Raw genomic sequence first — 15673 nt, forward strand, 5'->3', positions numbered from 1 at the left:
TCAATTAAGGCGGCTTCATCGTGCTGCTATACAAAAACATATCTTGAAAAGGCTCTAAATCGCCCCCAAAACTACTGCAAGGTACTTCTGTCAATTGTAATCGCGGATTTTGGGGCCAACGGACCGGTTGACTATTTGACAAATTGCCGATACTCTATATACCCTGTGACTATGGACCTGTCCTTCGTTAATATGTAAGACATAAGGGCCGGGCAGCCTGATGAGGTCTCCATCTGAACGATATGTTGTGCGGATGCGAGAGCGGGGCTGCAGGCTGAAACGCCGCCTTACAAAAAACCTGCCAGGGGATGGTGATTATGGATGATATGGATGATATGCCCAAGGTCAGCATGGCCGAGAAATTCATGATCGTGGATGAAGCGGGCAACAAGCGGGCCGTCCTGGGATTTCTGCAGGGTGAACCCAGCTTGACCCTCTATGGGCCTGACGGTAAGGAACGCATGACCCTGCGATTGAACGCCGAAGGCGATCCCTCCCTCGAGCTTTATGACCGGCAAGGCAAGGTCCGGGCGGTCCTGGGCCTGGCGGCCGACGGTTCTCCGTCTTTAAAAAAGAAGAATGTCTAGAATGCTTTCCCCTCGTTCCCTGGCAGAGAGGCTGTGAAAGAATTACTTAGCTCAGAAACAATTAGCCTTGAGGCCTGTGGTGTGGTAAGCAAAAATTCGTAGATCTGGAGCTTTTGTACGCCTGTTTCCATTCAGTCGCTTCAGTCGCTTCATTAGAGCGCGGATCAAGGCGATCAATCGGGTTAAAAAGATAAAAAGGCATGTTTTTGCCTCCTCTGGAGGCAATACTCCCGAAAAGCTTCTATCCCGATGATATTTAGCACCCGTTTGAAATTGTAGCTCAACATCAACAAATCCATCTCTGCTCTTACTTTATCCAGACCTCTCATCAAGAAATGCGTCCAACCCAACCAAAGTTTTAAGGTTCCGAAAGGGTGCTCGGCCAAAGAGGCGCGTTTCTTCATATACTCCTTGCCTTTTTGGTCCATTCGCTTACGGTGGGCCTCGACCACCTCCTCATGCTCATAGCGATAGATCTGGCGGTAGGGCGTTTTCTCTGGTAAACACTTTGTCCTAAGCGGGCACTGTCCGCAACCACTTGATTTACTTGCATATTTAATCATCGTCTTGCCGGCCTTGACCTGGCGGGATTGCCGTTCCAGATCCTGGCCCGCCGGGCATTGATATACATCCCGCTCTTCATCAAATCGAAAGTCTTTGCGTTCATACCGCCCTGTCTTACGGGCAGGCCCGCTGTAGTCGGGGATAGCCACATACGGTGTGATGCCTTCTTCCTGGCAATCTTTCAGCTGAGCCTGGTTATAATATCCACTGTCCGCAGCCACTTCCAGATTTTCCGTGACTAATATCTCCTTGGCTTTTTGGGACATGGGAAACAGTTGCTGGGTATCGTTCCCATCATTGACTACGTCACAAACCACCAACAGCTTGTGTTTATCATCGACCGCATATTGAACATTGTAACCGGCTGTCTTTTGACCTCGTTTGCTCAGTAAACGCGCGTCAGAATCGGTGGACGACAACTGAGTTTGGCCGCTTACTTTCAAGTCGTTCAACTTATCCTGACAGCTTTTCTGACGCTCCCGGAGCTTATCTAACTTGTCCTGTAAATGGGCATCCTCCAAAGATTGAACTTCAATCTCGTCATCAGCGGCTTCGATCTCTTCAAGGTACAAGGCGATATCAGACTCTATTCTCTCAAGCTGCTTTTTTAGCTTACTTTGGGTCTGGATACTCCCCTTGCTTGCATTACCATTAAAAAAGGAGCCGTCTATCCCTACCAGTTCTCCCCCGTATAATTCCAGTTCTTTACACAGTAAAACAAAATCCTTGTTGACAGACCGAAGCGCGGAAAGGTTATTTTTGCGGAAATCGGCGATGGTCTTATAACATGGATGGAGACCTTTTAAAAGCCAGATAACCTCCAGGTTGCGATAGGTCTCTTGCTCTAAACGGCGGCTGCTGCGGACTCGATTCAGATAGCCATATAAGTAAAGCTTCAGTAAATCCGATGGGGAATAGGCCGGTTGACCCTTGCTTAGACCACCTTCACTATTGATAAAACCCAGTTCCATTAAATCCAGACTATCAACATAGGCGTCAATAGCCCGTACCGGATTGGTGGGAGATACATAATCTTCCACGCTAGGAGGTAAAAGGAAGCCTTTGCTCTCGTGGAGTTCCGCTCTTATAATGACGATCAGGCATTTTTTTTGATTTAACCTTGGATAGTGAATTTACTCGATTGGGTTGAAACACTATAGCATTAATTGGAATTCTTTCACAGCCTCAGAGCCTGGGAACCAGCGCAAAGATGTCATATCTTGAACCGAATAAAAACGTTTTTAAGGCAGACAGATGCTTGTGAAAATTCGGCCTGAAACGAGGCAGGACATTGAACCTTGCGGCCGTATTTTATTTGAAGCCTTCAAAGACGTCTTTGAGCGCCATCATTTCCCCCCTCCCTTTTCCTCAACCGAAAAGGCCTGCCAGTCGCTTGAGTTCTACTTCAGGCATCCGTCCTGGTGCGGCCTTGTGGCTGAAGTTGACGGCCAGGTGGTCGGCTCATGCTTTGTGGATGAACGTGACTTGATCCGCGGGATCGGGCCGGTCAGCATTGATCCGCGATTCCAGAAGAGCGGGGTCGGCCGTCGCCTCATGGAAGCCATGCTGGAGCGATGTTCCGGTGCCGCTGGCATGCGCCTGACGCAGGACGCCTTCAATACCGCCTCCATATCCCTTTATACTTCACTCGGCTTTAAGGTCAGGGAACCGATTGTCGGGTTGAAAGGCCGGCTCAAGGGTCGAGCCTTAAAAAAAATAAAAGTCCTTCCCTTACGGCGGGAAGGCCTTCAGGCGTGTGACGCTCTGTGCCATAAGGTGCACGGGATTCCCCGCACTAATGAGCTGCGGGATGCGGTCAGAGAAAGCACCGCTTTGGCGGCCGTGCGTGATGGTCGTATCACGGCTTATGCTTCCTCAGTCTCTCGCCAGGGACATGGTGTGGCTGAAACCGATGAGGACCTTCAGGCCGTCCTCTTGTTCGCGCAAGCCAGGTACAAAAGACCGATTTCACTTCTTGTCCCGGCGCGGCAGGCAGACTTCTTAAGGTGGTGCTTGAATCAGGGGCTGCGGGTCGTGGACCCGTTAACTCTTATGACGGTCGGCAGGTACCAGGAACCAGAAGGATGCTTTTTCATCTCCGTCAGATACTGACGGCCATTTTGGTAAAGGGGTTCAGGTGAAGGTAAAAATTCGTCCTGCGGTCATATCGGACGCTGAGTCTTGCGCCCGTGTCATGTATGAAGCTTTTAAAAGCATTGCCCGCCGCCATCAGTTTCCCTCGGACCTTCCCACCCTGGAACACGCGATGCGAGTCGTCATAGTCTGCGTCAGTCATCCTGCGAGCTTTGGGGCTGTCGCCGAACGCAGCGGGCGGGTGGTGGGCTCATGCTTCATTGACAAGCGCGATCAAATATACGGCCTCGGGCCGGTGAGCGTCGAACCGAAGGTTCAGGCGCGAGGCATTGGCCGAAAGCTAGTGGAAGCCGCGCTTCAGCATGGTGAAAAAGCGGCCGGGATACGCCTGGTCCAGGATGCGTTCAACCTCATGTCCTTTTCGCTATACGTCTCCCTTGGTTTTGAGGTCAAAGAGCCCCTGGCCCTGGTGGAAGGCAGGCTCAGGTCCTTACCGCTGGAAGAGGTCAAAGTAAGACCCCTTGAGAAAGGAGACCTGGATGAATGCGAGGCCCTCTGCCTGAAGGTGCATGGGTTTGCGCGCACCAATGAATTACAAGACGCCTTGAATCTTTCATCGGCCTTCGTTCTTTTACGCCAAGGCTGTATCAAGGCCTATACCTCCGGCGTGGCTCTTTGGGGTCACGGTGTGGCTGAAACCGAGGCAGACATGAAAGGACTGCTCCTGGGCGTTGAGGCGTCGCGACCCCAACCGCTCCGCTTTATCGCACCGATGCGGCTGAACGGCTTTTTTCGCTGGTGCCTGAGCGAGGGCTTGCGCGTGGTCAAACCGATGACGCTCATGGCCATGGGCCGGTACCTGGATCCCAAAGGCTGCTATTTTCCATCCGCAAGCTATTGAGGGGAGATCAAGGCAAAGAGGAGAAGAGATGACCAGGAAACCGTCTGGCCTGTCCCTGATTATGGCGGTGGCCATGATTTTGCTTTCAGCCCGGCTCGCGACGGCCGGCTTTGAAGAAACCTACCAGCAGGGACGGGTTCTATATCTGGAAGAAAACTATGATCAGGCGGCCCAGGCCTTCAGCCGTTTGACCTTGCAATATCCCGACCACCGCCTGATCCCTGACGCCGTATACTGGTTAGGTAAATGCTACTTCGCCCAAAAGCTGTATCAGCGGGCTATGAAAGAATTTGAATGGGCGGCGCAGATATCCCCGTCATGGCCCAGGACTCCGGATGCTCTGCTGATGCGGGCCTATAGCCTTTCCCGGCTCGGCAAACAGGAAGCGGCAACAGCCGGATTTAAAAACGTGATCGCCCGCTACCCTGACTCTCAAGCAGCCGAAAAGGCCAGGCAAAGCCTGGGACTCGAACCAAAAAATAAAAAAGACACAAATACGGTCCTGCCTGAAATCAGGGCGGCCAGGGCCGTGCTCGGGGAAAAGGTGGTCCCATTGACGCCTAAAAAGAAATCATCGGGTCAGGTATCTAAAAGACAGGTCAGAGGCGCGGCCGGGATGTCGGATATCATGGAGGCTATCACGCAGGCGGACCTGGCTACATTTAAAACCATCCTGGCAAAATATCCTTATGTCGTTGAGTTCAGGGACAGGGAGGGGAACACGCCCCTGCACAAGACGGCTGCCTATAACCGGCCTCACATGGCCAGCCTGCTCCTGGCTCAGGGGGCGGACGCGGATGCGGACAGCAGAAGTTACGTCTTTATTTATACGCCTCTCCATGAAGCTGTCAGGCACAACAATATCGAGATGGTGGAACTGCTTCTCGCTAATGGGGCAAAAATAGATGCGGGCAGATATATCAGACGCAGGGAATGGTCTGACCGTTATGCCTTTACCCCTCTGCTTCAGGCAGTCAGATACAACCACCTTGAAATGGTGAAGCTGCTTCTCGAAAAAGGAGCGGACCCAAACATCTCAGCCCACCCCGCCACCGGCGAAACCCCGCTGCGGCTGGCTAGAAGAAAAGGCTTTCTCGATATCGCCGAGGTCCTGAAGACCTACCTCGCGGTGCATTGATGCCCCCTCCCAGAAATTTATTCAGGCCTGCGGCTGCTTCCAGCGCCGCAGGCTGAGATATTTTAACCTCGATTGTGCTTGAAAACGATATCCCCTTCCTTTACGCCAAGCTCCCGGGCCACGGCTTCACACTTGGCCTTCAGAAGAAAGTAGATGTTTTCCTTGCGGGAGGCGCAGGTCTCGAAATTCCCTTGCCCCTTGCTGAGGATCACGGCGGCGGACTTAAAGGTCTGAATGAACTCGCTTGAAGCCCGGTCCCAGTTCACGCCAATATCGTCACTTCCGGTTTCGATGACCTTGACCAACGAGGTCATGCCTGAAACCTCAGCGTCCTCCATGGTGGCGTCATTGATAATCGGGCCGGACTTAACGCTGAAAACAATGTCAACCCCGGTTTCCTTGAGCACCTCGATAAACAGGCGGTCAAGCACGATTTCACCGGCATTGTCGCCCAGATAAAGAAGACTCCGGCCAGGCACAAGCTCTTTCTTGAATTCTTCATAAGCACTGATGGCGAAGCCGCGCTCAAGGATGGCCAGGATGTCTGGCATGAGCTCAAACTGGTGGCCGATGCCAAAATCAATGATGTTCCCGGCCGCAGCCAGGTGCAGACCTGTCTCAAGCGGATCATCGGATTGATCAATCATCTCCTGAAATTTTGACTCCAGCGCCAGGGCTTCCCGGTTTGTCTCGGCCTTGGCCTGCTTGTATGGATCCCGAATCCCGGTGACCTCGTACACGGCGTCATAGGCCGGCCGGGACAGGATGGCCGGGTTGGTATCCAGGGACATTCGTACGACTGCCTCGGCCACCTTGAACAGGACCTGCCGCTGAACTTCAGGATCGTCCGTCACAAATCGCGTCGTATTTAAGGCCTGCTTGAACATGCAGGCAATGCAGTCGGGTTTGGCCTTCACCTGAAATCTCCTTTTTATAATCTTAATCCTTCTTCCTTATACAACATTTCAAGCCCCTGTAAAAACAGAATAATAAAAGCCTGTTCACAAACTGTTGACTTTTTCAGGAGGGGGTCTGTTCTAAAAAAAAGGGTTCCCCCGGAAAAAAACAAAGCCCCCGGGCTGAGCGTGGCCTGAGGGCTTTATCTTTTCGGAGATCAGAGGTTAGGAGCGGAAGAAGGTTCTGGTGAGGTTATCCCAGCCCAAGCGCGGCAGGTTACCGTATACATCGGCCACGATTTCGCCACCGTCTGCAGGCAGGGGCCCAACCTCGGTTTCAACCATCTTGAACAGCCTGTCGCTTTCGGTTTCGATGAAACCCTGAGCGTCTTCGCCGAAATGGAGCTCCCTGACGTTATTCTTCAGGCTCGTCGCCTGCACGACCATGACCCAGCCGTCCTCATAAGGCTGGTCGTAGGATATGTCCGGACGCTGGCGAATCTTGGGATTGACCGCCAGGACGATCCCATCAATCGGGGCCATTATTTTGGCCTCATTGTTGTCACGATACAAGCTCCAGGAGGCGGCGTTCCTGGTGATCTCGTAGCCGACGTGAGGAAGCTCCAGTTTTTCCAGCGGACCAACGAGCTTCAGGCCAAAATCATCCAGCCCGATGCGAACCTTGCCCGCGTTTTCAATCTTGGCCCAGGCATGACCATCATGATAATAAAATCCTTCCGGGACCTTGTACCCCCGAATTCGCGGGGCATCCACCAGATGAATGGGGACAGAAATCTCCCACTCGTCCTCAAAGAACTGGTCGAAATCGCAGGCGCTGCACTCATAGTCGTAAGCGCAGATCCGATAACCGACACGGCCGGTCAAGGTGTGACGGCAGAGCCGCTGATTGGCCGGCTTGAGCCGCATGGCCTCCTGCCAGGAAACAATCCTGGCCTTCTTGCCCGCGGGGGTCCCGCCTGCCGCACGAATGCGCCGATTCTCTTCGGCCGTCTTGCGCATGGCCTCATCATACTTGCAGGTGGTGCAGTCAAAATAGTTGTTGCAAAGCTTGTAGTTCGCCACTCCGGCCTTCATCCAGAGGCATCCTTCCTCCACGGCCCGCTGCCTGGTTTTTAATGCTTTTACCATCTTATTTCCTCCTTTATTTTTTACCAAATCTTGTATGTTCTTCATTTGTTCTCAATGATCTTTCAAGGCCTGCCAGGCTCAACCCCCGGTGCTCGAACACGAGGGAAGTGAGCGCAGGCAAAAGACTCAATCAGCCATTGGCCTGATGATCCAGGACTGGCCGCATAAAACGATGCTCCGGTCCTGATTTTTGACCTCAGCCCCATTTGTGAGACGATAAAGATTACTGCCGCCCCTCATCCATTTTTGAATCCTTTGATTTTTCATCGCTTCACCCTCCCTGGTTTTTATTCCTTGTTACCATCCTCATAGAGCAAGGGGGGTGCCAGGACAGGCCAGATCAAGGAACAGTTTGTTTTGTTCTCTTGCAACTGCCTGTAATTACGGGAAGAACTTAGCGCACTGATTTAAACATTCTTCTCAGAATGTCTAAATTTAAGGTGCATTTAATAGCGGGAGGATATTTATGATTTCAACAGTGAACGGAGAAAACAACCGGGAAGGTTAAATTTATTTAAATAATTACAGGGTGTTAAGTTATATGTTGATTTTCTTTACACCTATGCTGAGAATTTCAACGATTAATTTCAAAAAAGTTAAATTAGATCGAGCCATTATTTCTTTCACTATTCCCCACCTCAGTGTATTTGTTCCAATAATAATGAATTTAAGTGAACCTGAAGGATATTAATTGAAGGGCAAGCCAATTGGGCTAGAAAAAAATAGTTTTATTTAGTCAAAAAATAATTTTTCTTGACTTAATAGTTATTATAATTGTAACATATGCCACATAATGGATAAATGGTATACCTCCAAAGATATTAAGAAGATCCTTGGTATTAGTAAGCAAAGGCTTGCTTACTGGCGTGCCAAAAAGCTAATTACACCTTCTGGAGGAAGAAGTAAGGGGAGAGGGAGGGGGTACCTCTATTCTTATCAGGACCTGCGCTCTCTCAAGGATATCCTTAAACTTCAAGAGAACGAGGTAAGCACTCATCGCCTCAGGGTAATTCTCAATAAGTTGCGCAAGGAATTCCCAGAACTGGAAGAGCCACGATTGCTGACTGCACCCGTTACCTATAAAGACAAAAAAATCTTCGTGAAGCATGAGGGCATGACGTATGATGTTGAGGATGGGCAGTGTCTTCTTTTTCCCCTGGAGCCTGAGGAGGCAAAAATATACGAGTTTATTCCGGTTAAGCCTTCTCGTGAGAGGCATTTGGGGCGAGCGGCAAAGGGCCTTAGGGCTTCTTTGAAGAAGAAAGGTTTGTCGTCTTGAGCCAATTCTGGCCAGAAGTAATTATTGGCGGTATAATGATTGGTGTGGGTCTTTTAGTAATGCTAGGATTTGTCCCCCTTCTAATCTTATACCTAGCCGAACGGGAACAAAAAAAGCAGCTCCAGTTACCTCGCTTTTCAGACTATATCAATAAGTGTTCTTACTTATTGGTGATTTTTGGGTGTCTTATCATATTTCTCACAGTCTCATGGTTTGTTGCTAAAGAGGTAGGCTTAATTCCTGCGAGCCCTGGGTGATGAGCTTTTTATCAGCAAAATCTATCCAAGACCGCTCTCATCAAATATTCGATCCGGCCTTTGTGCCTGACGAAAAGGCTTGGCAGCCTTCATCTGTTGAATTAAGGTTAGGTGGTGAAGCTTTCCTAAGTGGAGAAAAGGAGCTAGTAATCCTTGGAGCAGAGAAACCTGATATAAAAATAAAACCAGGGAACTTTGCTATACTTTTGACGAAGGAAAAGGTCAAAATACCAACCAATTTAATGGGATTTATTTCCATAAAAAGCAAATACAAATGGTCGGGTCTGGTAAACATATCTGGGTTCCATGTTGATCCGGGGTGGGAGGGTCATCTCACTTTTTCTGTTTACAACGCCGGACCAAGTGAAATTATTCTTCGGAAAGATGAAAAAATATTTGTTATATTTTTCGCAAAGCTTGACAAAGAAACTGAGCCATATAAAGGTGGTAATCAATATCAGCGACACATATCATCGGAAATTATGAATAGAGTAATGGGCAAGTCAGTTTCTCCTTTTGAATTGGAGGACCGACTTAAAAGCCTAGAAACGAATGTTAGGTTTCAATGGGGATTACTTATTTCAGCCGTGGTTGGGATCATATTGTTATTCTTAAGATATTTAATAAAAGGTATCTCCTAATAAAAAATTAAAATGGCTCCTACCCTTAAAGAACTCTGTCTGGAAGTAACAAATTTATGCCCTATGGCATGTATGCACTGCTCTACCATTAGCGTGAAGGAAGGCACTGGACCTGCTGAGCATATGCCTATTTCTGTGGCTAAAAGTGTAGTCAAAGAATTTAAAGCGCTTGGAGGTCATATCCTCGAAATTTCTGGAGGCGAACCTCTCCTTTATCCACATCTTTTCGAATTACTTCAATACGCTGCAACCCTGGATTTGGAGGTCCGTTTATATACCAGTGGTATAGTTTCCGCAGATGATCGTGGTTTAATTGGAATCAGTTCTGGGAAGGCAAACAAGTTAAAGGCTGCGGGTGTCTCCCGGATTATCTTTAGCCTCCAAGGGGCCACTTCTCAAACTCACGACAGCATTGTTGGGGCTAGCGGCGCCCACACATTAGTTTTAAGCGATATCAGCAACATAAAGGCAGCAGGCTTATGGACGGGTGTACATTTTGTGCCTATGGCCCCCAATTACCAGGAAATAGACGCTTTGATGGATATTTGCTGGTCGCTCAGGGTAGATGAACTGGCGCTTTTGAGGTTTGTGCCACAGGGAAGAGGCTTGAAAAACCGTTCAATGTTGGAGATGACGCTTGAGAAATTTGACAGCTTTTTAAAGCTTGTTGTTCAAGGGAAAAAGCAGTATCCCAATCTAAATGTGCGTGTCGGTTGCCCGATGGATTTTCTTTCTCTATACGAGGAAGGCCTGAAGCCACATCCTTGTAAGGCAGGGCGTTGTACATGCTTGATAGCCTCTAGCGGAGACGTGGTTCCTTGCCCAGGATTCAAGAACTCCCCTGATTTTATAGCTGGAAATATATACAATGAAAACCTCTCTACAATCTGGCGAGAGGGATTCAAGAGCTTACGTGAGTTCGATTATCATAAATTAAGTGGTATGTGCCAAGGGTGCTCAAACCTCAAGTGGTGCCATGGTCGTTGTGCAGCACAGAGAGTGATAACTTATGGCGACCTGTATGTAGGGCCTGACCCTAGCTGCCCAAAACAGTTGAAAGACGGAACCCGGAAGGAAGAAAAAGCGATTGACAAATATCAAGTCATCGCAGAGTCTAAGGCTACCCCATCGCCTATAATTGAGTCAGATAGGCCTCTACCGCTGATCGCATCTCGTTAACCTGATTACGATCTCTGGACAGCAAGCAAACCACCTTACACATGTAAGGAGGCACATGGGATGGTTCATCCGGCCGCCACCAGTGAAGGGGAAATCCAAAAAGCTGCTCCACTAAGTCTGTAACGATTATTCCTGTAGCTTCCATAGAAAAAATACGTTCGGTGGGGTTAACACACTTTTGCGTTCCTGATTTGAACGTGCACTTTTTATTCTTACAACCCAAGCAGTGTCCAGAGCCAAGAAATATGGTCGAAAACGTTCTAGCTGTCTCTCTGCCTAATTTATCCAGTAATCGGGTTATTGTTGATTCTATGAAAACCCAACGAACATAATAAGGCCCTTGAAGCACTCGAATGGGATAATGTTCAGTCCTTAGCTTTGCTAAAATAACCAGAGCCATGTGGCGCTTTAGGCTAATTTTACGAAAATCGGGGGCAAAAGGAGGGCATCCTCCATTCCGGCCATACAACCGGCATCCATTTCGACACGCTGCGATAGTAAGCTCCCGATTATAAGGTATTTCACTAGTCTGAATTACATGGAATAATACCTCTACTGGATATTGATTTCCTGATCCTGTTTTATAAATCACCTCCATTCTTGCCTTTCCTCAAGTCCTCCCGCTTCCTTGCTTGCAGAATAATTATCCATTTTTCAATCAGGTAAAAAAACCTCTTCAATCGCTTTCGCGGCCTAAGAGGGCGATCAGGCGGCTCAGACCGAAAAGTGAAATCAGGCCCAGTAGCAGGACCCAGCCCAGATGAAGGTTCAGCTTGATAGCGAGATGCGCACTGCCAAGTATGAGGCCCAGGCTGGCGATGATCATCAGCCTTTTGAGGTGACGCCACTGTAAATCATACTCCTTTTCGACGCGCCCCGCTTTTTTCAACCGGTGAAGGAAAAAATCCAGGTCCCAGGCCAGGAGCGCCGCGACGACGCTGATTAGCAGCCACGCGAACGGTATACCCAGAAACGCGCCGCGTGCTGCCACCGCAACGAAGAAGGTCAGGCCGAAGGAAGCGATCCAGCCCCACTGGAGTCTCTGGCTGTAAAGCCAGAACAACCCGAAAGCCGCGATCACAAACCCCCAGGCCCACAAACCCTTTGAGGCGTAAGCAATGGCCAGCACCCCGGCCGCCAGGACCGTGCAGACAAAAAAGACATTGCGGCAGAGGGCCATCTTTCACCGGTATATATATGGCGGTCGCCTCAAGGAAGCATTGACCGCATGGTGGATAGGCGTGTTTACATGCCAGTCCAGGATGCGCACACCCGCCTTTTGCAACTCACGGAGCACCACCTCTCTTTCCAGGAAGGCGATGCGTTTCCCGATCTCGAAATCCGGATGAAACTTCAGCTCTTTTTCTTCAAAAGAAATTGGGTCAGGGCTAACGACCAGGATTTGATATCCCCGCGCCCGGAGCCGGAACAGGGTCTGTAAGTCTCCCTTAAGAAGCGGGCTGATAAAGATAAGTTGAGAATGAGAAGGAAAGAGACGAGTCGGAAGATTGTCCAGCTTGTTAAAGACTTCACTCTTCCCGGGTTCAGCCTTGGTCAGGGCCTGTAGGATGCGCTCCCGCTGGACCTTGCCATATCCGGGGATAGTCCAATCCACGACACGGCCGTAGACAAGCATCCCGACGCGGTTGCCATCGCTTAAAAAGGCCTCGGCCAAGGCAGCGGTGGCTGAAACGGCATACTCAAAAAGCGACTCTTCCTTCAACCTGAAGTAGGTTCGCTGGCGCGCGTCCAGGATAAGCCCCACATCCGCAACCCGCTCCTGCTCAAACTCATTGGTAAATAACGACCTGGGATGGCGAGCCGTGGCTTTCCAGTTGATGGTGTGCGGGGGATCACCGGGCTGCGATTCCCTGACCCCGAAAAACTCCACCCCGGGACCGCCCAGGCGAGCCGGGATGAAACCGGAGTAAACCCTGGTCCGCCGCGGCCGAATCGCCACCCGCTTCGGTTTGACGGCATGAGGCAGAACCATGAGCCGGCCTTCAACCTCAAAGAACTCCTCTTTGTAGTTAAGGCCAGTATGATCACCGGCCCTGGCCCTCACCCCCTGAAACCAGTAAGACCCTCGCCTGGAATGCAAGGTATAATCCCAATCCAGAGTTTCACCGGCCTCAAGCGAGGTGAGCAGGCTGGTTGCCCCGTCAATCAGCTCAAGCGGCGCTGGGACCAGGTCTTGAAGAAAGACCTCTTCCAGACGGTGGCCTTCATTGGTGACTTGCAGTTCCACCTTAACGGGGTCGTCCTGGGAGACACGGTCGGCGCTGAAGGTCCTTGAGATCCTGAGCCAAATCCTTTCCGGGCCAAAAAGAGGACCGATTCCCAGGTAAACCAGGAAAGGCACCATCAGGGCCAGCAGTTCCCCGGCCTGGGTCAGCAGGCCCCAAAGAAAAAGCCCGTAAAGAAGGAACCCCAATAAAAAGAGCCGATTCACCCTTAAACTCCCTCAATGACCGGCACCGAAACATAGTTGAGCACGCTTTCGATGACGTCGCACGCCGCGTCAATTTTCATCCATAGGTCAGGGACCAGGATGAGGCGATGAATGAGCGCCGGGATAGCAAAGCCCTTGACGTCATCGGGGAGCACATAGTCCCGGCCTTCAAGGGCAGCGCGGGCCATGGACAGTTTGAGAAGCGCCAGGGACCCCCTGGGACTCGCCCCGACATTCACCCTCGTCTCCCGTCGCGTTTCACTCACCAGGTCCACAATGTACCGTTCAATATCCGGATCAATATAGACCTCCTCCACGGCCTGCCGCATGTCCAGGATCTGACGTCGGTTGGTTATCCGATCCAGTTCGATCTCATCTTGCTGTCGGCTCTTACGGCGTCTTAATATTTCCTGTTCCTCCTCGGACGAGGGATAGCCCACGGAAAGCTTCATAAGGAAACGGTCAAGCTGAGCCTCAGGCAGGGGAAAGGTCCCTTCATACTCAATCGGGTTTTGAGTCGCCATGACAATGAAGGGTTCAGGAAGCTTCATGGTCTCGCCCTCAAAGGTGACCTGGCCTTCCTGCATTGCCTCCAGTAAGGCTGACTGAGTCTTGGGCGAGGCCCGATTGATCTCATCGGCCAGGATAATGTTGGCAAAGACCGGCCCCTTACGAAGCTCGAAACGGTTGTGGGCCCGGTCGTAAATATAGCCGCCGGTGATATCACCCGGGAGGAGGTCCGGGGTGAACTGAATGCGTTTGAAATCCAGACCAAGGACGGTGGCGAAGCTTTTAGCAATCAGCGTCTTGGCCAGTCCGGGGTAATCTTCCAGCAGGATATGGCCGCCAGCCAGCACGGACGCCATGATCGTTTGCAAAAGGAAAGTCTTGCCAACCACGGCCCGCTCCACCTCCGCGATTATCCGGCTGCTTAAGGCGGATACATCGGTGACCTCAAACGCCATGATCAACTCCCAGCAGGTCCTCTAAAAACTCCACCACTATCTCGGGATCGAGGTCAAGGGGAGTGGTTTGAGTCTGTGATCGAAGCATCTTCCTGGTCCCTTTCCGAAAATAAGATGAATCCCAGGTCAGCCCGGCCTGGAAATAAGCCCGGATATCGGGCGGCACGTCTAAGGCGCCGGACTTTAACCGCTTTTTCATAACCTCCACCCCCAGGCGTTCACGGGAGGCCAAAATATCAATGGCCAGCTCTCCCAGATACCGCGCCAGGCGTTCCTTGGAGTAAACCCCGTGACGCGCCCGCTCAACCAGGCTGGTTAGATTCTTTATCGGCCCTGGCTGGCTCATCCTGGGTCCATGCACTTCAAGCCTGGGCAGCCGCCATCGGTTCAAACTCCTCCACGTAATAACCGCCGCCATGCCCAGGAAAAAAAACCAGAAAACATCCTGAGGCAGGCTGCTTATACTCCAAAACAGCTTTAAAAACGGTATTATAATTCCCTGACGCACAAAGTCCTTGAGCAGCAGGGCCAGGAGCACAATGATCAGCGCCAGGCAGACGGGTGAAAAAAGCCTCTTCATAACGCCCCCTCACAGGCGCGAATAATGGCCGTCAGGCAATCTATGGCTTCATGTTTCTCGGGTTCCCCGAGATTCTTGGACCCGTAGCGGACCATTTCAAAAAGCCGGGTCAGTCGCCCGATGTAAACCCCCGGAAGGCCCGCTTCCTCCAGGTAGCGCTCGAATTCCCTCGGAGTCATGGCCTGATGACGCTGTAAACCACGCCGCTCTCTCAGTACCTGTACCATCTCGAAATAGCAGCTCATCACCCCTTCGTGCAGATTAGTTCCGGCTCGCAGCCTCTTGAGCGTCTTTTGAGCTTCACGGGCCACAAGCTCAAGAGGACCCGTGCGGCGAGGCAGGCGACGCCAGAGGATCATGATGACTCCCAGTATCAGGGCGCTCAAACCGAAACTGACCGCGTAGACAAGCCAGCCGGGTGGGTTGGGGATGTATTCTTCAGCGGAGACAAAAGACAGGTCTGTTCTCGGGGCCATCAAGGCCCCATCCAGCAGGCCATGCAGCCTGTAAAGCCCCTGAGGCAAGGCATACACCAGTAATAAGACGCCCAGCACCGTCCCCAGGAACATGTATTTCTGCTGCCTTACGGTCCGGGAGCCGAGTCCGAAGACAAAAAAGATCGGTATAAGGATTCCCAAAATAAAGAAAACCGCCCTAAAAACGGCAAACAGGAATAGGCGAGGCAAAGGCGTCTCCTCTGCCTCTGATCTTTCGCCCGTCATAATAAAAGGACGACCAGGGCGAAATTCGAGGCTGGAAAGGCTGGCCGAGATGAGAATGACGGCCAGAACCGCACTGAGTAAAAGGAGTAGGATACTATACCTTTTGGGTATTAACATGCCTCATTTGATTTCTAGCTGGAATCTTTCACCAAAACCTAACTAGTGCCTGTCCGGGAATGAGGTAATTCAGTTCAGGATAAGCGTCAAATAGCAATTGTCAATCGTTTCATTTCGAATGGTCGAAATGAATTTAACTTATTTAAGTTAAA

At 50.8% G+C, this 15673-nt stretch carries 16 protein-coding genes and 1 pseudogene; 7 read left to right on the forward strand and 10 right to left on the reverse strand.

Features of this window, described 5'->3' with window-relative positions:
- Nucleotides 1-317: 317 nt before the first annotated feature.
- On the forward strand, nt 318-587 hold the full coding sequence (locus tag JRI95_12475) for a hypothetical protein (GenBank protein MBW2062357.1): 270 nt from the start codon (nt 318-320) through the stop codon (nt 585-587).
- 182 nt (nt 588-769) lie between these two features.
- Here JRI95_12475 and JRI95_12480 read toward each other — a convergent pair.
- Nucleotides 770-2255, reverse strand: a pseudogene (locus JRI95_12480) (IS1182 family transposase).
- 150 nt (nt 2256-2405) lie between these two features.
- Here JRI95_12480 and JRI95_12485 point away from each other — a divergent pair.
- Genes JRI95_12485 through ybgF form a run of 3 tightly spaced genes read left to right on the forward strand, consistent with a single transcriptional unit; the run spans nt 2406 to nt 5284 of the window.
- On the forward strand, nt 2406-3263 hold the full coding sequence (locus JRI95_12485) for a GNAT family N-acetyltransferase (GenBank protein ID MBW2062358.1): 858 nt from the start codon (nt 2406-2408) through the stop codon (nt 3261-3263).
- 25 nt (nt 3264-3288) lie between these two features.
- A complete protein-coding gene (locus JRI95_12490; protein ID MBW2062359.1) occupies nt 3289-4146 on the forward strand; it encodes a GNAT family N-acetyltransferase in 858 nt (285 codons plus the stop codon).
- Between the two features lie 28 nt (nt 4147-4174).
- Nucleotides 4175-5284, forward strand: coding sequence for a tol-pal system protein YbgF (ybgF, locus tag JRI95_12495; protein ID MBW2062360.1), 1110 nt, complete (start codon nt 4175-4177; stop codon nt 5282-5284).
- Nucleotides 5285-5346: 62 nt separating this feature from the next.
- Here ybgF and JRI95_12500 read toward each other — a convergent pair whose 3' ends face one another.
- From JRI95_12500 to JRI95_12510, 3 genes are all read right to left on the reverse strand, one after another.
- Nucleotides 5347-6201 carry a DUF89 family protein gene (locus JRI95_12500; GenBank protein MBW2062361.1) on the reverse strand — a complete coding sequence of 285 codons (855 nt, stop codon included), beginning with the start codon at nt 6199-6201 and terminating at the stop codon, nt 5347-5349.
- A 204-nt stretch (nt 6202-6405) separates the two neighbouring features.
- A complete protein-coding gene (locus JRI95_12505) occupies nt 6406-7329 on the reverse strand; it encodes a glycine cleavage system protein H (GenBank protein ID MBW2062362.1) in 924 nt (307 codons plus the stop codon).
- 126 nt (nt 7330-7455) lie between these two features.
- Nucleotides 7456-7596, reverse strand: a complete 141-nt coding sequence (locus tag JRI95_12510) for a hypothetical protein (GenBank protein MBW2062363.1) — start codon at nt 7594-7596, stop codon at nt 7456-7458.
- 526 nt (nt 7597-8122) lie between these two features.
- On the opposite strand from JRI95_12510, the gene JRI95_12515 reads away from it, so the two are divergent.
- The 3 genes from JRI95_12515 to JRI95_12525 all read left to right on the forward strand — a co-directional run bounded on the left by JRI95_12515 (nt 8123) and on the right by JRI95_12525 (nt 10685).
- Nucleotides 8123-8608, forward strand: coding sequence for a MerR family transcriptional regulator (locus tag JRI95_12515; GenBank protein MBW2062364.1), 486 nt, complete (start codon nt 8123-8125; stop codon nt 8606-8608).
- A 256-nt stretch (nt 8609-8864) separates the two neighbouring features.
- A complete protein-coding gene (locus tag JRI95_12520; GenBank protein MBW2062365.1) occupies nt 8865-9506 on the forward strand; it encodes a hypothetical protein in 642 nt (213 codons plus the stop codon).
- A 12-nt stretch (nt 9507-9518) separates the two neighbouring features.
- On the forward strand, nt 9519-10685 hold the full coding sequence (locus tag JRI95_12525; GenBank protein MBW2062366.1) for a radical SAM protein: 1167 nt from the start codon (nt 9519-9521) through the stop codon (nt 10683-10685).
- On the opposite strand, the gene JRI95_12530 is transcribed toward JRI95_12525, so the two are convergent.
- The 6 genes from JRI95_12530 to JRI95_12555 form a co-directional block, all read right to left on the reverse strand.
- A complete protein-coding gene (locus tag JRI95_12530; protein MBW2062367.1) occupies nt 10639-11283 on the reverse strand; it encodes a hypothetical protein in 645 nt (214 codons plus the stop codon). The genes JRI95_12525 and JRI95_12530 overlap by 47 nt on opposite strands.
- Nucleotides 11284-11361: 78 nt before the next feature.
- Nucleotides 11362-11865: a hypothetical protein gene (locus tag JRI95_12535; protein MBW2062368.1), complete on the reverse strand. Its 504-nt coding sequence runs from the start codon at nt 11863-11865 to the stop codon at nt 11362-11364.
- A 3-nt stretch (nt 11866-11868) separates the two neighbouring features.
- Nucleotides 11869-13137 (reverse strand): DUF58 domain-containing protein, encoded by a 1269-nt coding sequence (locus JRI95_12540; GenBank protein MBW2062369.1) that lies wholly within the window; start codon nt 13135-13137, stop codon nt 11869-11871.
- Nucleotides 13138-13139: 2 nt separating this feature from the next.
- Complete coding sequence (locus JRI95_12545; GenBank protein ID MBW2062370.1) at nt 13140-14102, reverse strand: MoxR family ATPase; 963 nt, start codon at nt 14100-14102, stop codon at nt 13140-13142.
- Nucleotides 14092-14682, reverse strand: coding sequence for a hypothetical protein (locus tag JRI95_12550; protein MBW2062371.1), 591 nt, complete (start codon nt 14680-14682; stop codon nt 14092-14094). Before JRI95_12550 ends, JRI95_12545 begins: the two co-directional genes overlap by 11 nt.
- Complete coding sequence (locus tag JRI95_12555) at nt 14679-15368, reverse strand: DUF4129 domain-containing protein (protein ID MBW2062372.1); 690 nt, start codon at nt 15366-15368, stop codon at nt 14679-14681. The genes JRI95_12550 and JRI95_12555 overlap by 4 nt, the downstream gene beginning before the upstream one ends.
- Nucleotides 15369-15673 lie beyond the last annotated feature (305 nt).

The organism is Deltaproteobacteria bacterium, from assembly GCA_019308995.1.
Classification (GTDB): Bacteria; Desulfobacterota; Desulfarculia; order Adiutricales; family JAFDHD01; genus JAFDHD01.